The sequence below is a fragment of the Kribbella sp. NBC_00662 genome (genome assembly GCF_041430295.1).
GTDB lineage: Bacteria > Actinomycetota > Actinomycetes > Propionibacteriales > Kribbellaceae > Kribbella.
Map to the genome: position 1 here is coordinate 4,046,734 of NZ_CP109029.1, position 20,958 is coordinate 4,067,691.

Annotated in this window: 24 protein-coding genes; 15 read left to right on the forward strand and 9 right to left on the reverse strand. The window is 68.2% G+C overall.

Annotation, left to right across the window (positions count from 1 at the left end; genetic code table 11):
- Positions 1-261: 261 nt before the first annotated feature.
- On the reverse strand, positions 262-729 hold the full coding sequence (gene bcp, locus OHA10_RS20415) for a thioredoxin-dependent thiol peroxidase (protein ID WP_371407825.1): 468 nt from the start codon (positions 727-729) through the stop codon (positions 262-264).
- Between the two features lie 133 nt (positions 730-862).
- On the opposite strand from bcp, the gene OHA10_RS20420 reads away from it, so the two are divergent.
- From OHA10_RS20420 to OHA10_RS20445, 6 genes are all read left to right on the forward strand, one after another.
- A complete protein-coding gene (locus tag OHA10_RS20420; RefSeq protein ID WP_371407968.1) occupies positions 863-2,365 on the forward strand; it encodes a circularly permuted type 2 ATP-grasp protein in 1,503 nt (500 codons plus the stop codon).
- Positions 2,366-2,381: 16 nt separating this feature from the next.
- Entirely contained in the window at positions 2,382-3,326 is a 945-nt protein-coding gene (locus OHA10_RS20425) for an alpha-E domain-containing protein (RefSeq protein ID WP_371407826.1), read from the forward strand.
- A complete protein-coding gene (locus OHA10_RS20430; RefSeq protein WP_371407827.1) occupies positions 3,323-4,165 on the forward strand; it encodes a transglutaminase domain-containing protein in 843 nt (280 codons plus the stop codon). Before OHA10_RS20425 ends, OHA10_RS20430 begins: the two co-directional genes overlap by 4 nt.
- Positions 4,166-4,169: 4 nt before the next feature.
- Positions 4,170-5,213: a glucose 1-dehydrogenase gene (locus OHA10_RS20435; RefSeq protein WP_371407828.1), complete on the forward strand. Its 1,044-nt coding sequence runs from the start codon at positions 4,170-4,172 to the stop codon at positions 5,211-5,213.
- A 68-nt stretch (positions 5,214-5,281) separates the two neighbouring features.
- Positions 5,282-5,545, forward strand: a complete 264-nt coding sequence (locus OHA10_RS20440; protein WP_137253290.1) for a DUF3618 domain-containing protein — start codon at positions 5,282-5,284, stop codon at positions 5,543-5,545.
- A gap of 41 nt (positions 5,546-5,586) precedes the next feature.
- Positions 5,587-5,880: a co-chaperone GroES gene (locus tag OHA10_RS20445; RefSeq protein WP_130445451.1), complete on the forward strand. Its 294-nt coding sequence runs from the start codon at positions 5,587-5,589 to the stop codon at positions 5,878-5,880.
- Here OHA10_RS20445 and OHA10_RS20450 read toward each other — a convergent pair.
- Both OHA10_RS20450 and OHA10_RS20455 read right to left on the reverse strand, forming a co-directional pair.
- A complete protein-coding gene (locus OHA10_RS20450) occupies positions 5,871-6,944 on the reverse strand; it encodes an FAD-dependent oxidoreductase (RefSeq protein ID WP_371407829.1) in 1,074 nt (357 codons plus the stop codon). The genes OHA10_RS20445 and OHA10_RS20450 overlap by 10 nt on opposite strands.
- 29 nt (positions 6,945-6,973) lie before the next feature.
- A complete protein-coding gene (locus tag OHA10_RS20455; protein ID WP_371407830.1) occupies positions 6,974-7,351 on the reverse strand; it encodes a DoxX family protein in 378 nt (125 codons plus the stop codon).
- An 87-nt stretch (positions 7,352-7,438) separates the two neighbouring features.
- Between OHA10_RS20455 and OHA10_RS20460 the strand changes: the two genes are divergently transcribed.
- The 7 genes from OHA10_RS20460 (at position 7,439) to OHA10_RS20490 (ending at position 14,547) form a co-directional block, all read left to right on the forward strand.
- Positions 7,439-7,909: a MarR family winged helix-turn-helix transcriptional regulator gene (locus OHA10_RS20460; RefSeq protein ID WP_371407831.1), complete on the forward strand. Its 471-nt coding sequence runs from the start codon at positions 7,439-7,441 to the stop codon at positions 7,907-7,909.
- 64 nt (positions 7,910-7,973) lie between these two features.
- Complete coding sequence (gene dapC / locus OHA10_RS20465; RefSeq protein ID WP_371407969.1) at positions 7,974-9,074, forward strand: succinyldiaminopimelate transaminase; 1,101 nt, start codon at positions 7,974-7,976, stop codon at positions 9,072-9,074.
- A gap of 278 nt (positions 9,075-9,352) precedes the next feature.
- Positions 9,353-10,510, forward strand: coding sequence for a M15 family metallopeptidase (locus OHA10_RS20470; protein ID WP_371407832.1), 1,158 nt, complete (start codon positions 9,353-9,355; stop codon positions 10,508-10,510).
- Complete coding sequence (locus tag OHA10_RS20475) at positions 10,507-11,295, forward strand: hypothetical protein (RefSeq protein ID WP_371407833.1); 789 nt, start codon at positions 10,507-10,509, stop codon at positions 11,293-11,295. Before OHA10_RS20470 ends, OHA10_RS20475 begins: the two co-directional genes overlap by 4 nt.
- 42 nt (positions 11,296-11,337) lie before the next feature.
- Positions 11,338-12,504 carry an amino acid deaminase/aldolase gene (locus OHA10_RS20480; protein ID WP_371407834.1) on the forward strand — a complete coding sequence of 389 codons (1,167 nt, stop codon included), beginning with the start codon at positions 11,338-11,340 and terminating at the stop codon, positions 12,502-12,504.
- On the forward strand, positions 12,501-13,799 hold the full coding sequence (locus OHA10_RS20485; RefSeq protein WP_371407835.1) for a D-arabinono-1,4-lactone oxidase: 1,299 nt from the start codon (positions 12,501-12,503) through the stop codon (positions 13,797-13,799). The genes OHA10_RS20480 and OHA10_RS20485 overlap by 4 nt, the downstream gene beginning before the upstream one ends.
- A 28-nt stretch (positions 13,800-13,827) precedes the next feature.
- A complete protein-coding gene (locus OHA10_RS20490) occupies positions 13,828-14,547 on the forward strand; it encodes a PIG-L deacetylase family protein (RefSeq protein ID WP_371407836.1) in 720 nt (239 codons plus the stop codon).
- On the opposite strand, the gene OHA10_RS20495 is transcribed toward OHA10_RS20490, so the two are convergent.
- From OHA10_RS20495 to OHA10_RS20510, 4 genes are all read right to left on the reverse strand, one after another.
- The gene (locus tag OHA10_RS20495) at positions 14,537-14,953 is read right to left on the reverse strand and encodes a hypothetical protein (protein ID WP_371407837.1); all 417 of its coding nucleotides are present in this window, start codon (positions 14,951-14,953) and stop codon (positions 14,537-14,539) included. The two genes, OHA10_RS20490 and OHA10_RS20495, sit on opposite strands and share 11 nt — an antisense overlap.
- A 56-nt stretch (positions 14,954-15,009) precedes the next feature.
- A complete protein-coding gene (locus OHA10_RS20500) occupies positions 15,010-15,939 on the reverse strand; it encodes an alpha/beta fold hydrolase (RefSeq protein WP_371407838.1) in 930 nt (309 codons plus the stop codon).
- Between the two features lie 26 nt (positions 15,940-15,965).
- A complete protein-coding gene (locus tag OHA10_RS20505; protein ID WP_371407839.1) occupies positions 15,966-16,502 on the reverse strand; it encodes a DUF6817 domain-containing protein in 537 nt (178 codons plus the stop codon).
- Between the two features lie 354 nt (positions 16,503-16,856).
- On the reverse strand, positions 16,857-17,804 hold the full coding sequence (locus OHA10_RS20510) for a LysR family transcriptional regulator (RefSeq protein WP_371407840.1): 948 nt from the start codon (positions 17,802-17,804) through the stop codon (positions 16,857-16,859).
- A 96-nt stretch (positions 17,805-17,900) separates the two neighbouring features.
- Here OHA10_RS20510 and OHA10_RS20515 point away from each other — a divergent pair, with 96 nt between their 5' ends.
- Both OHA10_RS20515 and OHA10_RS20520 read left to right on the forward strand, forming a co-directional pair.
- Complete coding sequence (locus OHA10_RS20515; protein WP_371407841.1) at positions 17,901-18,644, forward strand: glucose 1-dehydrogenase; 744 nt, start codon at positions 17,901-17,903, stop codon at positions 18,642-18,644.
- A gap of 12 nt (positions 18,645-18,656) precedes the next feature.
- Positions 18,657-19,670 carry an alcohol dehydrogenase catalytic domain-containing protein gene (locus OHA10_RS20520; RefSeq protein ID WP_371407842.1) on the forward strand — a complete coding sequence of 338 codons (1,014 nt, stop codon included), beginning with the start codon at positions 18,657-18,659 and terminating at the stop codon, positions 19,668-19,670.
- Between the two features lie 131 nt (positions 19,671-19,801).
- On the opposite strand, the gene OHA10_RS20525 is transcribed toward OHA10_RS20520, so the two are convergent.
- The gene (locus tag OHA10_RS20525) at positions 19,802-20,248 is read right to left on the reverse strand and encodes a DUF6319 family protein (protein WP_371407843.1); all 447 of its coding nucleotides are present in this window, start codon (positions 20,246-20,248) and stop codon (positions 19,802-19,804) included.
- A 41-nt stretch (positions 20,249-20,289) separates the two neighbouring features.
- Positions 20,290-20,907 (reverse strand): TetR/AcrR family transcriptional regulator, encoded by a 618-nt coding sequence (locus OHA10_RS20530; protein ID WP_371407844.1) that lies wholly within the window; start codon positions 20,905-20,907, stop codon positions 20,290-20,292.
- Positions 20,908-20,958: the final 51 nt, after the last annotated feature.

The window sequence follows — 20,958 nt, forward strand, 5'->3', positions numbered from 1 at the left end:
TACCCGGTTTCGGCAGGTCAGGGCGAAGGCCGCGACGATTCTTGACACAGCTGTGGTTGAACGCGGGTGGCCCCCGCAGTACCGCTCTTTCACAGGAACGCTGTAAAACTCACTGACCGTGTCGGAGCGGTCGCGGTGCGGTGAGATCTGGGTGTGATCCAAATCACAGTAACCGGTTGGCTCAAACGACCGTTCCATGGACCATCTGCATGAAACTGTCGAAGGTTTCCCTCCGGTAGCCGTGCTTTCGGGGGTGCCTTTTCACAGTCCCAGGTCGCGGCGGAGCTTGGCGACGTGCCCGGTGGCCTTCACGTTGTACTGCGCGACGGCGATCTTCCCGTCCGGGTCGACGACGAACGTGGACCGGATCACGCCGGTCACCTTCTTGCCGTACATCGTCTTCTCGCCGAACGCGCCGTACGCCTGCAGGACCTCTTTGTCGGGGTCGCTCAGCAGCGGGAACGTCACGCTGTCGCGCTCACGGAACTTCGCCAGCTTGGCCGGCTTGTCCGGCGAGATCCCGAGGACGGTGTACCCGTGCGCCTGCAGCGAGTCGAGCGAGTCCCGGAAGTCGCAGGCCTGCTTGGTGCAGCCCGGGGTCATCGCGGCCGGGTAGAAGTAGACGATCACGTTCTTCCCGCGCAGATCCTTCAGTGCCACATCGTTGCCGTCGGCATCGGGCAGGGTGAAATCGGGTGCGGTGTCGCCGACCGACAGACGTTCGGACATCAGGGCCCTCCACGAATCGATTGAAGTGCCGCAATCGTACGTGCAAGATGCGCAGATGAGCCGCGTATCTTCCCGCCCCTTGTTCGACGGCTACCTGGATCCGCGCCGCCCGCACGCCGGGGCGTACGACGAGATGTTCGACCCGGTCGACGGCGTCCGGACGGCGTACAAACGGCTGCACGACTCGCTGATGCCGCTGCAGCCCGCGGACCTGACTACCCGGGCCGAGGCGCTGGACCGGGCGCTGGTGGACCAGGGCATCACGTTCAGCCTGTCGGGGGAGGAGCGGCCGTTCCCGCTGGATCTGGTGCCGCGGGTGATCACTGCGGCGGAGTGGTCCCGGCTGGAGCGTGGCGTGGTGCAGCGGGTACGTGCTCTCGAGGCGTTCCTCGCCGACATCTACGGCGACCAGCAGATCGTCGCGGACGGCGTACTGCCACGTCGGCTGATCACCTCCTGCGAGCACTTCCACCGGCAGGCAGCCGGTATCGCACCGCCGAACGGCGTCCGCATCCACGTGGCCGGCATCGACGTGGTCCGCGACGAGCAGGGTGACTTCCGCGTGCTCGAGGACAACCTGCGTAGCCCGTCCGGGGTGTCGTACGTGATGGAGAACCGCCGGACGATGGCGCGGGTCTTCCCGGACCTGTTCGCCAAGCACCGGGTCCGTGCGGTCGGGGACTACGCAGTACATCTGCTCCGGGCGCTGCGGGCCGCAGCTCCGCCCAGTGCGACTGATCCGAACGTCGTAGTACTGACGCCGGGCGTCTACAACTCGGCGTACTTCGAGCACTCGCTACTGGCGCGCCAGATGGGGGTCGAGCTGGTCGAGGGCCGGGACCTGTTCGCCCGCAACAACGTCATCTACCTGCGGACCACGGAAGGCGAGCAGCGGGTCGATGTGATCTACCGGCGGATCGATGACGAGTTCCTGGACCCGGTGCAGTTCCTGCCCGACTCGGCGCTCGGTGTTGCCGGTCTGGTGAACGCAGCACGGTCGGGCAACGTCGTGATCGCCAATGCGGTCGGCAACGGCGTCGGCGACGACAAGCTGATCTACACGTACCTGCCCGAGATCCTGAAGTACTACCTGGGCGAGACGCCGCTGCTGCCGAACGTCGACACGTACCGGTGCTGGCTGCCCGCGGAGCAGACCGAAGTACTGGACCGCCTCGACGAGCTGGTCACGAAGCCGGTGGAGGGCTCTGGTGGGTACGGCATCGTCTTCGGGCCGGATGCCTCGCCGAAGGAGCTCCAGGCGCAGCGTCGTCGCATCAGGGCCAATCCGCGCGGCTGGATCGCGCAGCCCGTCGTACAGCTGTCCACTGTGCCCACGAAAGTGGGTGAACGGCTGCAGCCGCGACATGTGGACCTGCGGCCGTTCGCGGTGAACGACGGCGACGACGTGTTCGTTCTGCCCGGCGGGCTGACCAGAGTGGCGATTCCGGAGGGCAGTCTGGTCGTCAACTCTTCTCAGGGCGGCGGCTCCAAGGACACCTGGGTGCTGGCGCCCAGAGCGTCCGACGAGGACGCCGAGCTCCGCGGACCCGGTCTGGGGACGCCCGCACCGGGGACGGACAGTACGCCGGAGCGCGGTCCGGAACTGAACGTCGCCCAACAGCAGCAGCAACAGTGATGGGGAGGTGCTGACGATGCTCGCACGCAACGCCGAGTCGCTGTACTGGATCGGCCGGTACGTCGAACGTGCGGACGACACCGCGCGGATTCTCGACGTGTCGGTGCACCAACTGCTCGAGGACGCCACCGTCGACGCGGACACGGCCAGCCGCAGGCTGCTCTCGGTCCTCGGCATCACTCCGCCCGACGGCAGCACGCTGGACGTGTGGGGACTGACCGAGCTGGTCGCCATGTCGCCGGAGACCGGGTCGATCGTGTCCTCGATCGCCAGTGCTCGCGAGAACAGCCGCGTCGCCCGCGAGGTGGTGTCCAGCGAGCTCTGGCAGTGCATCAACGCCATGTGGAACGCCGTACCCGAGCGGCAGCGGGCTGCGCGGCGTGTGGGGCCGCACGAGTTCTTCACGTTCGTCGAGGACCGAGCAGCGATGTTCGCCGGGCTGGCCGACTCCACGATGAGCCGCGACGACGGCTGGCGGTTCCTGGTGCTCGGTCGCTCGGTGGAGCGCGTGGACATGATCGTGCGGATGCTGATGTCCCGAGTCGGCGACCGGCCGACCTCACCAGGCTGGGTGACGGTACTGCGTTCCGCCGGCGCGCACGACACGTACCTGCGGACGTACCGCGGGGCGCTCGATGCCTCGCGGGTCGTGCAGTTCTTGTTGCTGGACCGCCTGTTCCCGCGGTCGGTGTTCCACGCGCTGCAGCAGGCGGAGTCCTGTCTCGACGACCTCGACCACGGGCCGGCGGCGCGGATCGGTGCTGGTGCAGAGGCAGCGCGGTTGCTGGGCAAGGCCCGGAGCGAGCTGGAGTTCCTCCGGCCCGCAGACCTGCTGGACGATCTGACCGGCAGACTGCAGGACCTGCAGACGATGGTCCGCGAGGTCGGCGAGGCCGTGTCCCGTCAGTACTTCCATGCGGTGCCGTGGATCGAGTGGAACAACGCGGAGGTGAACCTGTGAAGTGGCGTCTCCGGGTGGTGCACACGACTGGCTATCGGTACGCGACTGCCGTCACGCAGTCCTACAACGAGGCCAGACTGACTCCACGCCATGACGAACGGCAGAACCTCATGGTGGCGCGGCTGGAGACGGTCCCCGCGACTCGTGCGTACAAGTACACGGACTACTGGGGTACAGAGGTCAACTCCTTCGACCTGCATACCCCGCACACCGAGCTCAAGGTAGTCGCGGCCTCCGTAGTCGAGACGACCGACCAGGCCGCACCGTCAGTTGACGCAACCTGGTCCCAACTGAAGTCACCTGAGGTCCTCGACGCGTACGCCGAGTACCTGGAGTGGACCGTCTACGTCCCGAAGCACCGGGAGCTCGCAGCGGTAGCGCGCTCGCTCCGCAAGGGCTGTACGCCGCAGGAGACTGTGCTGGCCGTGTCGAAGTGGGTGCACGGCAAGCTGAAGTACCAGCGCGGCACCACGGGTGTGCACTCGTCGGCTGTCGACGCCTGGCAGGCCGGTGAGGGCGTGTGCCAGGACTACGCGCATCTGACCTTGGCCATGCTCCGGGCAGTCGGCGTACCGGCCCGCTACGTTTCCGGCTACCTGCACACCAAACCGGATGCGTCGGTGGGCGAGACGGTCGTCGGTGAGAGTCATGCGTGGGTGGAGGCGTGGACAGGTGAGTGGTGGGGATTCGATCCGACCAACGACATCTCGATCGGTCACCGGCACGTCTGGGTGGCGACCGGGCGGGACTACGGCGACGTGTCTCCGCTGAAGGGCATCTACTCCGGCGGCGCCGCGACGGCCATCGAGGTGACCGTCGACATGACCCGGTTAGCCTGAGCCCATGCGGGCCATGACAGTGACGCCGGGCAAGTCCGACTCGGCGACAGTAGGTGAGGTCCCGGAGCCTCCCGTTGCCGACGGTTCGATTCTCGTGGAGGGCCTGCTGACGGGCATCTGCGGAACCGACATCGAGCTGGTCTCCGGAGCGTTCGGCAGCGGACGTCCGGGATCGGACCACCTCGTCATCGGACACGAGTCGCTCGGACGGGTGCTGGAGGCGCCTGCGGATTCCGGCTTCCTTCCCGGCGACCTGGTGGCCGGAGTGGTCCGCCGACCGGACCCGGTGCCCTGTCCGGCATGTGCACGTGGTGAGTGGGACTTCTGCCGCAACGGGGAGTACACCGAGCGCGGCATCAAGGAGATGGACGGGTACGGCGCCGAGCACTGGCGGGTCGACCCGTACTTCGCAGTGCCGGTGCCGGCTGAGCTGGGAGACCTCGGCGTACTCGTGGAGCCGGTCAGCATTCTGACCAAGGCCTGGGAGCAGGTGGACCGGGTCGGTGCGCGGTCGTGGTTCGGCCCGCAGCATGTGCTCGTGACGGGAGCTGGTCCGATCGGGCTGCTCGCGGCGCTCATCGCCCGGCAGCGCGGGTACGACGTACATGTGCTCGACCGGGTCACAGACGGGCCGAAGCCCGAGCTGGTGCGGGCGCTGGGTGGGACTTACCTGACCGACCTGGGAGAGCTCGGCGTCGTGCCGGATGTGGTGATCGAGGCGACCGGAGCGGGGCAGTTGGTGTTCGACTGCGCTTCACTGCTCCCGCCGGCCGGTGTGATGTGTCTGGTCGGGATCCACCCCGGGCCGGCGACTGTCGACGTCCAGCTGGACGCGCTGGTGCGGCAGCTCGTGGTGCGCAACGCAGCGCTGGTCGGGACGGTGAATGCGGGCAAACGGCACTACGCGGACGCTGTGGACGTGCTGCTCGCGGCGGATCGGGCCTGGCTGCAGGGGTTGATCACCCGGGCCGTGCCGCTGTCGAAGTGGCCGGACGCATTGGTGCGGGAACCGGATGACATCAAGGTGGTCGTGGACTTGCGGGGATGACCTGCGAGGATGGTGGGTGACGAGGGGCAGATCGGGGCATGCCCCGCGGATGGAAGGAGCGTCGACAGGTGTCGGACACGAAGGCTCGGACCGCCGAGCAGATCGAGGCGGACATCGCCGCCACCCGGTTGCGGCTGGCCTCGACCGTCGACGAGCTCGTCGACCGCGCGAACCCGAAGAACGTGGCCCTGCGGCAGGTCGAGCAGGCCAAGTCCCAGGTCTTCGACGAGCAGGGGCAGCTGCGGACCCAGAAGATCGTCGCGGTCGCCGGTGCGGTGGTCGGCGTCGTCGGCGTACTGCTGGTGATCCGCCGGCTGGTGGGTCGCCGGTGACTCCACGCAAGCGGCTGTCCGACGACAAACTCCCGATCCGGATGTTGCACGACCGCGTCCTGGTCTCCCTCGAGCAGGAGGGTGAGCGCAAGTCGTCGGCCGGCATCTTGATCCCCGCCACCGCGCAGATGGGTCGCAGGCTCGCCTGGGCGAAGGTGGTTGCCGTCGGCGCCAACGTGCGGACCGTGGAGGTCGACGACCGCGTCCTGTTCGACCCGGAGGACCGGGCCGAGGTGGAGGTTCGCGGCGACGACTACATCCTGCTGCGCGAACGCGACCTGCACGCGGTCGCGGCCGGCCGCCTGGAAGACGGCCAGACCGGCCTTTATCTCTGATATCTCTGAAAACCGAAGCGGGCCGGTGCCTTCGCACCGCCCGTGACCAGGTCGCGAACGAGCTCGCCGACCAGCGGAACGAACTTGAAGCCCTGGCCGGAGAAGCCGGCGGCGACGGTGATCGGTCCGGCGCGGTCGATGACGAACCGGGCCGATGGTGTGTTGTCGTAGAGGCAGCTGATCGCAGTGGACCGCCCGGGGTCCAGCCCCGGGTACCACTGCGCGACGTACCGCTGGAGTGCAGCGTCCCGCTCCGGCTCGGGCCGGAAGTCGCGGGTGTCGGGGTCGACCTCCGGCCCACTGGCGTGCATGCCGACCTTCACACCTGACCCCGGCTCGTAGAGGCCGTAGCAGTCAGGACCCCAGTGCACGAAGCTGGGCCACTCCAGGTCGTCCGACAACGGAGTGAAGAACCGCGGCTGCTCCTGCGTCACCGTGAACCGCGGCAACGGCACCAAACCGTCCAGCAGCTTCGGAGTCCACGGCCCGGTCGTCACGACGACCTGCTGCGCCCGCACTGCTCCACCCGGTACGTCGAGCTCGACCAGGTCGTCGTGGAGCCGCAGTGCCCGTACCGGCGACTGCACGCGGAACTCCGCGCCGAGCCGGCTCGCCACCGTCTGCAGCGCGTGCACGGTGCGATCGGCGTACAGCCGGCCGGACCCCGGCTGGTAGAGGACCGGCGACTCGAACCGGAACCCGGGCCATCGCTCGGCGGCCTCCTCCGCCGTCAGCACCGACCCGGTTGCCCCATGCAACGACCGGAAGACCTCGACCGACGCCGCACTCATCCCGTGGTCGATCCCGCCGGTCTCCTCGAGCAGCGTCTCGCCCGAGTCGGCCTCCAGCTCCCGCCACAACGGCCGCGCCCGCTCGGTCAGCTCAGCCACCTCGGCGTCGTCGGCGGCCGGCCGGAACAACCGCGTCGCACCGTGCGAGCCACCCCGCTCGTGCCCGAGCGTGAACTGCTCCAGTACGACGACGTCCCGCGCGGCCGCCGCCAGTGCACGGGCCGCCGCCGACCCCATCGCACCGGCCCCCACCACCGCCACGTCGTACGTCATCCGAGCAGCGTACGGGCGGTGGGCAGCGGCTAGAAGCTGTTGGGCCCGAACCGGAAGATCGCGACCAGGGCCGTGAGGATCAGGATGACGATGTTGATGGCGATCGGCTGGAATTCCTTGCGGCGGCCGTGGGTGATGATCGCGCCGATCATGATCAGACCGAGCCCGGTCGCGGCCAGCGGGACGAGCACCGGCGCGATGTCCAGCGCACCCGGCAGGATCAGTCCGAGCGCACCCAGCACCTCGGCGGTGCCGATCAGCTTGATCGTGCCCGCGGAGAAGTCCTCGACCCACTTCATGTTCGGGTTGGCCAGCAGTTTGCGCCGGCTCTGGCTCAGCTTGGTCGCGCCGGCGGCCAGGAAGAAGGCGGCCAGCACTCCGGCGACGATCCACAGAAAGACGTTCATATCCCACTCTCAGTTATTGGTTGACGCATCAACTCAACCGTAGAGGTATCTGACTTGAAGCGTCAAGTAATCCGGTAGAATGGCGTCATGGCGGGGGATGCGCGGTGGCTGGAGCAGGATGAGCTGGCGACCTGGATGTCGTTGGCTGCCCTGATGTTCAAGCTGCCCGGGGTGCTCGATTACCAGTTGCAGCGGGACTCCGGGCTGAGTCACTTCGAGTACCTCGTGCTCGCCGGCCTGTCCGAGTCGCCGGGGCGGTCGCGGCGGATGAGCGACCTGGCCGGCTTCGCGAACGGCTCGCTGTCCCGGCTGTCCCATGTGGTCAAGCGTCTCGAGCAGCGAGGTTTCGTCGAGCGCCGGCCCGCCGAGGACGACGGGCGGATCACCGTCGCCACCATCACCGACAGCGGCTACGAGGTCCTCGTCGCCGCCGCTCCGGGGCATGTCGCGACAGTTCGCGACTACGTGATCGACGTCCTGACGCCGGAGCAGCTGGCGCAGCTCAAGGACATCGCCGACACGATTCTCGCGAAGGTTGATCCGGGCAAGGACTGCTGACGTTTCTCGCGGAGCGGGCAGGCGGAGGCGCCGCGATCGGCGGGCGGGGGAGAATGGGCCCGTGATCTTCGAGACCTCCAGCCGGTTGCCAGACTTCCCGTGGGACAAGCTCGCCCCTTATCAGCAGAAGGCGGCGGAGCATCCTGACGGCATCGTCGACCTGTCCGTCGGCAGCCCGGTGGACCCGGTGCCCGATCTGGTCAAGAAGGCGCTGGCCGACGCGGCGGACGCCCCGTCGTACCCGACGACCATCGGTACGTCGGCCTCGCGGCAGGCGGCGGTGGACTGGATGGCTCGGCGCCTCGACGTGACCGGGGTGGACCCGAAGAGCGGCGTGCTGCCCGTGATCGGTACCAAAGAGCTGATCATGATGCTGCCGACGCTGCTGGGTATCGGTGCCGGAGACACCATCCTGATCCCGGATCTGGCGTACCCGACGTACGAGGCGGGCGCTGCGCTCGCCCGCGCAACCAGCGTGCCGGTGGCGGACCCCACGGCGTACGACGCGCCGGTCCGGGTCGCGTACCTGAACTCACCGCGCAATCCGTCCGGTGAGATCACCCCTGCGGCCGATCTGCGCCGGGCGGTCGAGTGGGCGCGGGCGAACGACGTACTGCTGGTCAGCGACGAGTGCTACACCGAGTTCGGCTGGGACGAGAAGCCGGTGTCCGTGCTGCACCCGGACGTGTCCGGCGGCAGCTTCGACAACCTGCTCGCGGTGCACTCGCTGTCCAAGCGGTCCAACCTGGCTGGGTACCGCGGTGGCTTCGTGGCCGGCGACCCGACCGTCGTGACCGAGCTGCTTGCCGTACGCAAGCACGCCGGGCTGATGGTGCCGTCGCCGATCCAGGCTGCGATGGCGGCTGCGTTCGCGGACGACGTACACGTGGAGGAGCAGCGTGCTCGCTACCTCCGGCGGCGTGCGGTACTGCGGGATGCCCTGACCGATGCGGGCTGGGAGATCACGCTGTCCAACGGCGGGCTCTACCTGTGGGCGTCGCACCCCTCCTACGACGCGTACGGCTCCGTCGGCGCGCTGGCGGACCGGGGCATCCTGGTCGCTCCCGGTGCGTTCTACGGCACTGCTGGTGAGCGGCACATCCGCGTCGCGCTGACCGGGACCGACGAGCGCATCGATTCCGCGGTGAAGCGACTGCAGGAGTAAACGTAGTCCGCACTCCCGTGTGACGTATCCCGGTGTGGCCGCCTCTTATAAGGGGTACGGGTGTTGTCAAGGGGAGGGTGAGGCGGATGAGACGCTTCGTTGGGGTGGCTGTTGCGGTGCTGCTGGGTCTGGGGCCGGTGAGTGTCGCGCACGCGGACGACTCCCCGTCGCCGTCGACCTCACCTTCATCGACACCTTCATCGACACCCTCATCAACACCCTCATCAACACCGTCACCCACGCCAACGCCCAGTCCAACCTCGACGCCGAAGCCGGTTGTGACGCCGGCGGCGACTCCCGCGCCGGCCTGGTCGATCACGCTGGATCAGCCGGCCGCGTCCTGGGAGGACAAGCCGACGATCTTCACCGGCAAGATCAGCCAGCCGATCACCGGGTCGTACATCACCTTGTGGCAGCGTGTCCCCGGAGCCTGGGTACTGCGTGCGTCGACCCGCACCACCGCCGGTGGCGTGTACAGGTTCAGCTACGTCTCGGCGTACACCGGGACCTGGGCGTTCCGCACGATGATCGGGGTGAAGGCGGAGACGGCGCTCGCGATCTCGGCGTACCGGACCGTGCCGATCCAGGACCGGAAGATCCTGATCAACACGCCGGCGTCCTGGTACGCCACGCTGACCGGTGTCTCGGTCACCGGCCGGATGGTGCCGGCCGAGCCGGGCAAGGAGCTCGCGCTGCAGAGTTATCTCGGCAGCGGTAAGTGGCAGCTGCTCAACATCGGGGTCATGGATGCCAAGGGCAACTTCCGGCTCCGGGTCCCCGACGACCTGCCGGCCACCCGGACGGTGCGCGTCGTCACCCGGTACGTCGCCCAGGCCGCGATGGAGTACTCCGGCCTGGCGACGATCGTGATCAAAGCCGCGCTGAACCCCAAGGTGTACGCCGTGTCCGCCGCGATGGTGCCGAACACGTACCGCGCCGGCTGTCCGGTCGCACCGGCGTCACTGCGGCTGTTGCAGCTGAACTACTGGGGTTTCGACGGCCACGTGCACCGGGGTGAGCTGATCCTGCGGGATGCCGCCGTCGCGAAGATGATCACGGTCTGGACCACGACGTTCGCGTCGAAGTTCCCGATCCGGCAGATGCGGCGGGTGGATGTGTTCGGCGGCAGCGATGTGAAGTCGATGGCGGCCGACAACACCTCGGCGTTCAACTGCCGGCGCGTGACGGGTGATCCGTACTCGCTGTCGCCACACTCGTACGGGTGGGCGATCGACATCAACACCGTGGAGAACCCGTACCTGGCCGCGAACGGTGTCTGGTACCCGTCGAACGGGCTGGCGTACCGCACTCGTACGCCGGCGCGTCCGGGCATGCTGTTCGCGAGCAGCGTGCCGACGAAGGCGCTGGTCGGCCAGGGGTACTTCTGGGGCGCAGGCTGGGCCAAGCCCGACTACCAGCACTTCGAGCCGAAGTGAAACGCATAGCGGTCGCTGGTGTGCTGCTGGTGGTGCTCGCAGGCTGCAGCTCCAACTCTGCGGCTCAGCAGCCCGCGCCCGGTGTCGTCCAGCGGTCCGCTTCGCCGGTCATCCCCAGCACGGTCGGCGGGACGGTGCCCGTCCCGCCCGCGACCATGAGCACCGCCAAGCCGACAGATGCGGCCGTCCCGCCGGAGGTGCCGGAGCAGGCGACCGCACCGCCGCCTGCCAACGCCGGACCGCTCACCGCGCGCAACCTGCCGACGCCGGACAAGCTTGGTGCCGGCTGGAAGACCTACACAGACCCTGGCGGCGCGGAGGCCGGTTTCATCGGCAACAACACCTGGACCCGCCGCCGTGACCCCCACCAGGCCTCTTACGAAGCCCTGCCGTCCGGCTGCGCCGGCAAGCCCGTCACCGGCTCGCTCCCAATCCCCGCCTACGCCCTGACCGGCAGCTACCGCACGGCCGACGCCCAGCCCGCCACCGCCCTGCTACTACGCTTCAAAGACTCTGCACAGGCTGCGGACTACTACGCCGGGTACCAGGCCCGAATGAAGGCCTGCGGATCCGCCGGCGATCTCTCTGTGAAACAGCTCTGGGCCACCACTACAGCAACGGCGGCAGTTCGCGCCTACGCCGCAGCCGAGTCCTACGTCGACCTGTCCGTGGTCAACGGCTCCACCGTCGCCCTCCTGGCGACCACCTCTGCCACGCCGGATCAGCAGGCCAACTGGGCGCGCACCGTCGTACCGGCCTTCGAGGAGGTGATAGACGAATCCTAAAGTTGTATTACCTTTCAGTATTTCGTGACCTACACTCCGGTTATGGGTGACTTCGACCGGTATGCCCGTCTGACCGCGGGTCTCGATGCGCCGTACGCCGTGATCGACCTCGACGCGTTCGGGCGGAACGCGGACGACCTGGTCCGCCGCGCCGGGGGTACGCCGATCCGGATCGCCTCGAAGTCGGTCCGCTGTCGCGCGCTGATCGCGGCCGCGCTCGAGCGGCCCGGCTTCCACGGCGTGATGAGCTACGCGCTGCCCGAGGCGCTCTGGCTGGCGCGCAACGGCGTCGACGACATCCTGCTCGGCTACCCGACCACGCACCGCACGGCTCTGCGCGAACTCTCCGAGGACGCCGAAGCGGCGGCCAGGATCACGCTGATGATCGACTCGCCCGAGCACCTCGCGTACATCAAGGCAGCAGCGACCGGCACCGCCCGGATCCAGGTCTGCCTCGACGTCGACGCCTCGCTCCGCGTCTTCGGCCAGCATCTCGGTGTACGCCGTTCGCCGCTGCGGACCCCGGCCGACGTCGCGGCGCTGGCTCGAACCGTCGCCGCCGACGACGCGTTCGAGCTGACCGGCGTGATGTTCTACGAGGCGCAGATCGCCGGGCTGCCTGACACCTCGCCCGCCGTCCGTTGGGTGAAGCGCCGCTCGGCCGCTGAGCTCGCCGACCGCCGTGGTGCGGTCGTCGACGCGGTCAAGCAGGTCGCGGCGCTGCGGATCGTGAACAGCGGCGGCACGGGCAGCCTGGAGATCAGCAGCGCCGACCCGTCCGTCACCGAGGTCACCGCCGGCTCGGGTCTCTACGGCCCGACCCTCTTCGACAAGTACGACGTCTTCCAGCCGGAGCACGCGATGGCTTACGCGCTCGACGTCGTACGTCGTCCCGCGCCCCGGATCGCCACGCTCTTCGGCGGCGGGTACGTCGCGTCGGGGCCGGCGAAGAAGTCGCGGTTGCCGTTGCCTGCTTGGCCGTCCGGCCTGAAGCTGCTCGGCACGGAAGGCGCCGGCGAGGTGCAGACTCCGGTCCAGGGACAATCAGCCGAACCGCTGAATCTCGGCGACAGAGTATGGATGCGCTACGCGAAGGCAGGCGAGATGCTGGAGCGGTTCGACGTCGTGCACGCGATCGGCTCGGACGGGTCGAGTGAGCAGGTGAAAGAACTCCTCACCTACCGCGGCGAAGGGAAGAACTTCGGATGAGCACCTGGCGGAACTGGTCCGGCACCGAGTCGGCGACCGGGGTCGAGACTCTGCGCCCGGGGTCGACCGACGAGCTCGCGGCCGCGGTCAAGTCCGCCGCCGAGCAGGGCAAGAAGCTCAAGGCGGTCGGCTCGGGGCATTCGTTCACGGGTTGCTCGGTGCCGCAACAGGTGATGATCCGTCTCGATGGCCTGTCCTCGATCACGCACGCCGACCAGGCGTCCGGCCGGGTGACGGTCGGCGCAGGCACCGGCCTGCGGAAGCTGAACGCAGGGCTGGCGGCGTTCGACCTCGCCATGGCGAACCTCGGCGACATCGACAAGCAGACGATCTCCGGCGCGATCTCGACCGGCACGCACGGGACCGGCGCGGGGCTCGGCGGGCTCGCGACGCAGGTCGTCGCGCTCGACCTGGTCACGGCGGACGGCTCGGTCCTGCATTGCTCGGCGGAGGAGAATCCGGACGTCTTCGCCGCGGCGCGGGTCTCGGTCGGGGCGCTCGGCGTGATCAGCTCGCTGACCCTGCAGTGCGTGCCGGCGTTCCTGCTGCGGGCGCAGGAGATGCCGCTGCCGCTGGCCGAAGTACTGGACGGGTTCGATGAGCTTGCCGATGGCAACGATCACTTCGAGTTCTACTGGTTCCCGCATACCGACATCGCGCTGACCAAGCGCAACAACCGGGTCGCGCCGGGCGTCGACGCGGCTCCGGTCGGCCGGATCCGCGGCTGGGTGGACGACGAGCTGCTGTCCAACAAGGTCTTCGAGCTGACCAACCGCCTCGCAGTGCGCCGGCCGGCGATGGTGCCGCGGATCAACCAGCTCGCCTCACGTGCACTGTCAGCCCGGGAGTACGTCGATTCGTCGTACAAGGTGTTCTGTTCCGAGCGCAACGTGATCTTCCGCGAGTCGGAGTACGCCGTGCCGCGCGAGCACGTCGTCGAGGTGATTCGTCGGCTGCGGGACTGGATCGACACATCGGGGTCCCGGATCCCGTTCCCGATCGAGGTTCGGGTGGCCGCGCCGGACGACATCTGGCTGTCCACGGCTTCGGAGCGGGAGACGGCGTACATCGCGATCCATCAGTACCACCGGCTGCCGCACGATCCGTACTTCCAGGCGTTCGAGAACGTCGTCGCCGACTACGACGGACGGCCGCACTGGGGCAAGCTGCACACCCTGACCGCGACCGACCTGCGAGCGCGGTATCCGCACTTCGACGACTTCCTCGCCGTCCGCGACAGGCTCGACCCGCAACGCACCTTCGAGAACGCCTACACCCGTCAGGTCTTCGGCTGAGGCTCGGGCGGGCGATAGCCTGCCAAGCATGAATGCTGCGGAGGGGCTCGAGCCGTTGGCCGAGGATTGGCAGAAGGCGCTGGCGATTGTCGCGCACCCGGATGATCTCGAGTGGGGATCGGCGGCCGCGATCGCGCGCTGGACCGGCCAGGGGAAGCAGATCGTGTACTGCCTGCTGACGTCCGGCGAGGCGGGGATCGACGGTGTCGACCCGGCCGAGTGCGGACCGCTGCGGGAGGCCGAGGAGATCGAGTCGGCCCGGATCGTCGGGGTGTCCTCGGTCGAGTTCCTCGGCCAGCCCGACGGAACCATCGAGTACGGCGTGCCGCTGCGGCGGGTGATCGCCGCCGCGATCCGCCGGCACCAGCCGGAGATCGTCATCACCGGCAACTTCCGCGACACCTGGGACGGCGACGTGGCGCTGAACCAGGCCGACCACATCAACACCGGCCGCGCGACGATCGACGCGGTCCGGGACGCCGCCAACCGGTGGATCTTCCCGGACGCCGGCGACAAGTGGGACGGCGTACGACAGGTCTGGGCGGCCGGCTCACCGAACTCGCGGCACGGCGTCGACACGACCGACACGTTCGACGTCGGCGTGCAGTCGCTGAAGGCGCACCAGGCCTACATCGACGGGTTGAACCGCGCGTTCGACCCGGAGGAGTTCCTCGAGGGCGTTTCGCGTCCGACCGGCACTCAGCTGGGCACGAAGTACGGCGCGCGGTTCGAGGTCTTCACTCCGTAGGGAGCTCGCGGGACGCGTTCAGGTGCGGAGGCATCGGCTTCGGGCGCCGCGGCTCACGGTCGCCGGCGGTGCCCGGGCCGGGCGGGTTGCCCGGGCCGACCCACGAGCGGACCAGCGCGCGACCGCCCTTGCGGGTCATCCGGTGCAGGTCGATCTGCTGGACCTGACTGGCCGGGATGCCCAGCTGGGCGAGGCTCCGGTTCGCCATTGCGCAGGCGTCGTCGTGCTTGCGCGGCGACAGCTTCTGCTGGAGGACGATCGCGATCGTCCCGTCGGGCAGATCTTCGACCCGCTGGAACCGCATGCCCTTGTCGAGCGACCAGGACTCGAGGGCGAGCTCGAGGTAGGCGAAATCGGACAGGCGTCGATCGGTCTTCGCGCGCGCAACCACTTCGTAACGGGCCATATCCCGATCATCCGTCGCCCGGCGGACGTCTTCCAGGAATCTGCGTGAGACATGCCCTAGCGAAGCGAGTTGATCGCCGCCGCGACTTCGGTCGGGTTGGAGATCAGCGTGAGGTGATTGGCGTTCGGGATCAGGGTCGGCGCGGGGGCGCCGATGCGGGTCGCGGTCTCGGTCGCGTTGCCGCCGTTGGTGTCGAGCGCGCCGAAGACGACCGACTTCGGGATCGGGAGGTCGCGGAGTTCGGTCAGGCGATCGGCCGAAACGGCCGGGATTCCGTGCGCGGTCATCTGCCAGACCGCCTTCTCGGCACCCGGCTGCCGGAACGGGCGGGTCCAGTCGTCGACGTTCATCGCCGGGCAGTCGGGGGAGCAGACGCTGTTGTAGATCTTCTTCAGCAGCCAGCCCTGATCGAGCACCAGCCGGAACAGCGAGGTCCGGTACGGCGGAACGATCAGCCAGCGCGGCGGACCGGCCTGCCCACCCGGCAACGGCAGCGCGTCACCGTCGAGGAACATGATCCCGGCCATCCGGTCCGGCGCCTCGAGGGTTGCCTCGGCGACGACGCCCGCACCGAGCGAGTGCCCGACCAGGATCGGCCGCGGCTCGCCAGGTCCGCCGAGGTGCATGGCGTCCAGGAAACCGAGCAGTTGCGCCGCGAGATGCTCGATCGTGTACGGCGCTTTGCGCTCGGAGTACCCGTAGCCGGCGATGTCGTACGCGTACACGCGGTGCTTCGTCGCGAGCAGCGGGATCAGGCGTGACCAGGTGTCGACGGATTCCGCTGCACCGTGGACGAGTACGACGGGTGTGCCCGACGTACCCCAGGATTCGTAACGGGTGTTGATGTCACCGGTCTGGACGTACTTCAGCCCGGGCGGTGGTGCTGCGGTCCCGTTGGTGGCGAGGTTGTAGCCGAGTGATGCCGCGGTGACGATCAGCCAGAACCCGAGAAGTCCCAGGAACCCCCGCCACAGGAACCGTTTCACGCCCCCAGTGTTACAGCAGCAGGATGTTACAGCTGCAGGATGCGCTGCGATTCGGTCAGGACGGCGGGCGAGGCCAGGGACTGCCAGCGCGGGATCTGCTCGGTGAGGAACGGACCGAGCTTGACCGCGCGCTTGGCATCGTTGTCGAGGACGTCGAGCTCGTTGACGATCGTCAGGTCGACGAAGTCGCGCAGGTCCACGGTGTCGAGCTCCTCCGACGTCCCGGTGAAGCGGTCCGCGACCGTGCGGTGCTCGGCGAGGTCGCGCCACGTGGTCTCGCGGTCGCAGGCGCCGTACCGGTAGACGATCTGCTCGGCCTCGGCGCCGATCACCGACTCCAGGACCGGGCGCTCGGTCTTCCAGTCGAAGAGGTGGGTGGGGAAACCGTCCGTCCCGTACGCGGCGTGCGCGAGGCCGGCGAGCACCAAAGTGTCGGAGGCGCCGAGGGAGCTGAGGCGCTTGGCGACCCGATGCAGGTGCACGTACAGGCTTCCCCCCGCGTGGTCGATCTCGTCGGCGCCGCGCACCAGCAGCAGCGAACCCAAGTCCTGGAAAGTGCTCATCTGACCTCTTCTCACCCCGGAGCGGCCAAATCGCCCGAACAGATCAGGGCCCTTCGGACCGGCCCAGGTCACCCACGGTAAGGCCAACCGCCCACCCCCGCCCACAGCTGCGGCGTGCCGTTTCGGTCACACCCCGTTCATTTCCTGTTCCCTGAGTCGGTGGCGGAGGCGCTGGCGGTCAGGACTTCACCGGACCACACCCCGGAGCGTCCCCTGAATCCCGGGCTCACCCATTCCCACCGAGGATCCCGCTGCCGACCATGAATCCATGAGTAACGCCGCAGCCCGCTGGACCTTGATCGCCGTCATGGCCGCCATGACCCTGCTCACCATCACGCTGACCAGCGCGCTGAGCTAGGTCGTCGCCGTTGGCAAGGGGTGCAGTGCGCGGCGGGTCTCCTCGAGGAGCCGGTGCAGGAGCGGGTTCACGGTGTGTTTGGGCCAGATCAGCGCCAGTACGTTCGGCGGCGCGTCGATCAGCGGCAGCCAGGTGAGCTTCGGTTGGGCGAAGTACGTGACGGTCGATGCCGGCGCGATCCAGCAGCCGTGTCCCGCGGCGACCAGGTGCAGGCACTCCTCGGGTGTCCGTGCCTGCGGGCCGAAGACCGCGCGACTGCCGTCCGGGCGTGGGTCGATGAACCAGAAGTTCACCACCGCTTCCGGCATCCCGTCCCGCGGCCCGACCACCGGTACGTCGGCGAGATCCTCGATGGACAACGACGTACGCGTCTCCAACGGATGTCCCGGTGGCAGCGCGACCCACCGTTCCTCCTCGAGCAGCGGATGGACGGTGAAGCGCGGGTCGTCCCCGATCGGCAACCACAGGAACGCGGCATCCGCTCGCCCTTCGACGAGCGCGGCGATCTCGTCCGGCAACGTGTGCGACGAGATCGGCCGTACTTCGACCTCGGGCACTCCTCGTCGTAGCGCAGCCTCGACCGCGGGCATGAAATGCGCCGTACTCTGCGCCTTGAACGTGATCCGCAGCGGATCCGGTCGACCCGTCGCCGTGAGCCGCGCCTCGGTGACCATGGCCTGTGCGGACGTCAACAGCGCGGCACCCTGCTTGAGCACGACCTCGCCGGCCGGGGTCAGCTCGATCCCGGTCGGGCGTCGCTCGACCAGCGGGGTCCCGATCACGCGTTCCAGTTGACGGATCTGTCCGCTGACCGCCTGCTGCGTCAGGTTCAGAACTCCGGCCGCGCGCGTCATGCTGCCCTCGGCCGCAACGGCCTCTAGCGCCTCCAGCAGCCGCAGGCTCAGATCCACCCGGTCCTCGCATCCACCCAGCCATCGTGCCACAACGATCCGTTGTGCCCTCGCCAACAAGTCTCTGTTTCCGCCGGCGGCGATCTGGCAGGACGATCGAAACAGGCCACTGAACGGAGAAGGAAAAGGATGACGCTCAAGGGGAAAACAGCGCTCGTCACCGGCTCGTCGAAGGGGCTCGGCCGGGCGATCCTGCTCCGCCTCGCCGCCCAGGGCGCGAACGTCGTGGTCAACTACTCCCGCGACGAGTCCGCTGCGAACGAGGTACTCGACGCGGCCAAGGCGCTCGGGGTGCAGGCCATCTCGGTCGCTGCCGACGTGTCCCAGGTCGACGGGATCCAGCGCCTGTACGACGCGACCGTGGACGAGTTCGGCCAGGTCGACATCGTGGTCGCGAACGCCGGTATGGAGAAGGTGAACGTCCCGGTCGCCGACGTGACCGAGGAGGACTTCGACCTGCTGTTCCGGGTCAACACCAAGGGTCCGTACTTCGTGCTGCGCGAGGCGGCCCGGCGGATCGCGGACAACGGCCGGATCATCACGATCTCGTCGAACACCACCACGGTCCCGCAGATCGGGGTCGGCCTGTACGGCACCAGCAAGGTCGCCACCGGCTACCTGGCGCGGGTGCTCGCGCTCGAGCTCGGGCCGCGCGGGATCACGGTGAACACGATCGTGCCGGGCCCGATCGACGGCGCGGGGATCTTCACCGACCCGGCCAACAACGACTACAAGCAGAGTCTGATCGCAATGGTGCCGATCGGGCGGTTGGGCACGACCGAGGACGTGGCCGCGATCGCGGCCTTCCTCGCGAGTGATGAGGCCGGGTTGATCACCGGCCAGCAGATCGTTGCCGACGGCGGAATGCACTGAGGGGATACGAGAATGACTGAAACCATGCGTGCGGCCCAGGTCCAGCAGGCCGGTGGCCCGTTCGTGGTGACCGATGTACCGATCCCGGAGCCGAAGGCCGGGCAGATCCGGGTGAAGGTGCATGCCTGCGGGATCTGCGGCGGTGACGCGATCCCGCGGAACGCGCTCTTCGGCACCGTGCTGCCGCGGATCCCCGGACATGAGATCGCCGGCGTCGTGGACGCGGTCGGCGAGGGCGTCACGGTCTGGGAGGTCGGTCAGCGGGTCGGCGTCGGCTGGTCCGGTGGCGTCGACTTCACCTGCGAGTTCTGCCGGCGCGGCGACTTCACGAACTGCGTGAGTCGCACGATCGTCGGTACGTCGTACGACGGTGGGTACGCCGAGTTCATGGTGGCGCCGCAGGACGCGGTGGCGCGGATCCCGGAGGCGCTGTCGTTCGAGGACGCGGCGCCGTTGATGTGTGGCGGGATCACGGCGTTCAACGCGCTCCGGCATGCGAAGGCCGGACCGGGGGACACGGTCGCGGTGCAGGGTGTCGGCGGTGTCGGTCACCTGGCGATCCAGTTCGCCGACAGGATGGGCTTCCGGACGGTGGCGATCAACCGCGGCCGGGACAAGGAGAAGCTGGCTCGTCAGCTCGGGGCGGACGAGTACATCGACAGCAACGAGGGCGATGCCGGTGAGGCCCTGCACGCGCTCGGCGGCGCGGCCGTCGTACTCGCGACCGTGTCCCGCGCTGATCTCCAGTCGGACCTGGTCAAAGGTCTGCGTCCGAACGGTGAGCTGATCGTGCTCGAAGGCAGCGACCCGATCCAGGTCACCGGGCACGCGCTGTCCGAGGGGCGGTTGTCCGTATCCGGTTGGTACTCCGGGGTGGCTCAGGATTCCGAGGAGACGTTGAACTTCGCGGTACTGAAGAACATCCGGCCGATCATCGAGACGTTCCCGCTCGAGCAGGCCGAGGACGCCTGGCAACACCAGCCGAAGGCCAACCTGCGCATCGTGCTCAAGACCCAACCCGAGTAGATCCCCAGAACCCGTCCGCAACCACCTCACACGGTTGCGGACGGGTTCTGCATTTGCTGCCCGTGGTGATCAGGGAAGGTGACTACCACGGGGAGTCCTGCGTCGGGATCGGATCAGGCCAAGCCGCCGCCTCAGTCGAGGTCGGCGAGGGCCTTCTTCGCGGCTTCCAGCTCGGCCTCGAGCGCGGCCACCTTGGCGGCCTGCTGGGAGCGGGCCTCCTCGATCACCTCGTCGATCGGGGTCGAGAGGTCTTCGTGCAGCTCCTTGGCCGCACGGGACACCGCGGCCGCGGCAACGGCCAGGTCGCGGGCCAGGTAGGTCGTGCCCTGCTTGAGCTCGGCGTGCCACTCGCCGTCCGCCGTCCCGGTGACGGTGAGCGTGAGCTCGATGGTCTTCGCCTTCTTGCCGGCAGCCTTCTTCGCCGGCGCCTTCTTCGGCTTGGGAGCCTCGACCGGGGCCGACGTGGCTTCAAGCGTCGTTTCGGGCGTCGTTTCCGGCGTGCCTGCCGACGGGTTGATCGGGTCGGGAGTGTCGGCGAGGTCGGACGGCGTCTCTACTGCCAGAGTGTCTACAGTCATCGTTGCGGCGATCTCCTTCTGGGACTGGCGCTGTGTGACTATTAGAACACATGTTCGATTCGTAGGCCAACCAGCTTCACCAGGAAGCGGTCGATCTGGTCTGCCAGCGGCGGTAGATCGGCCTCCGGCTCGTTGATCCGGATCGAGACCGCGCCGTGCACTGCGGCCCGGAGATCCAGCGCTACCGCTCTCGCATCGTCCGCGGGTGCCAGGCCGGCGTCCATGCAGGCCTGCACGGCGGCGGTCGCGCGCGTCGACAGCTCCTCCTTGAAGACCAGGTGCATACGCCGGTTGAGCGTGCTCTCGTGCAGCACCTTGTAGAGGCCGGAGTACTCGCGCACCCAGCTGCCGAGGAAGAGCAGTCGTGCGCGCAGTCGCCGTACCGGATCTTTTCCGGCGTTGTCCTCGGCCTGCTCGAGGTCGCGGAGGAGGTCGGTCGTGGACTTCTCGAGGGCCGCGAAGACGAGCTCGTCGCGGTCGGCGAAGTGGATGTAGACCGAGGTTGCTGCGATCCCGACCTCGCGGGCGACCGCGCGCAGCGAGAGCGCCTCGTCGTCGCCGAGCTCGTTCAGCATCCGCAGCGCGGCCTCGATGATCTCCTGCCGCAGCAGCTCCCCTTGCCCGCGACGGTTCCGGCTGCGCGACGTTCCAGCGTCCATGAAGTCGATTGTATTGCAACGGACGTTGCCTTACAGTCGTAGCACTACAGC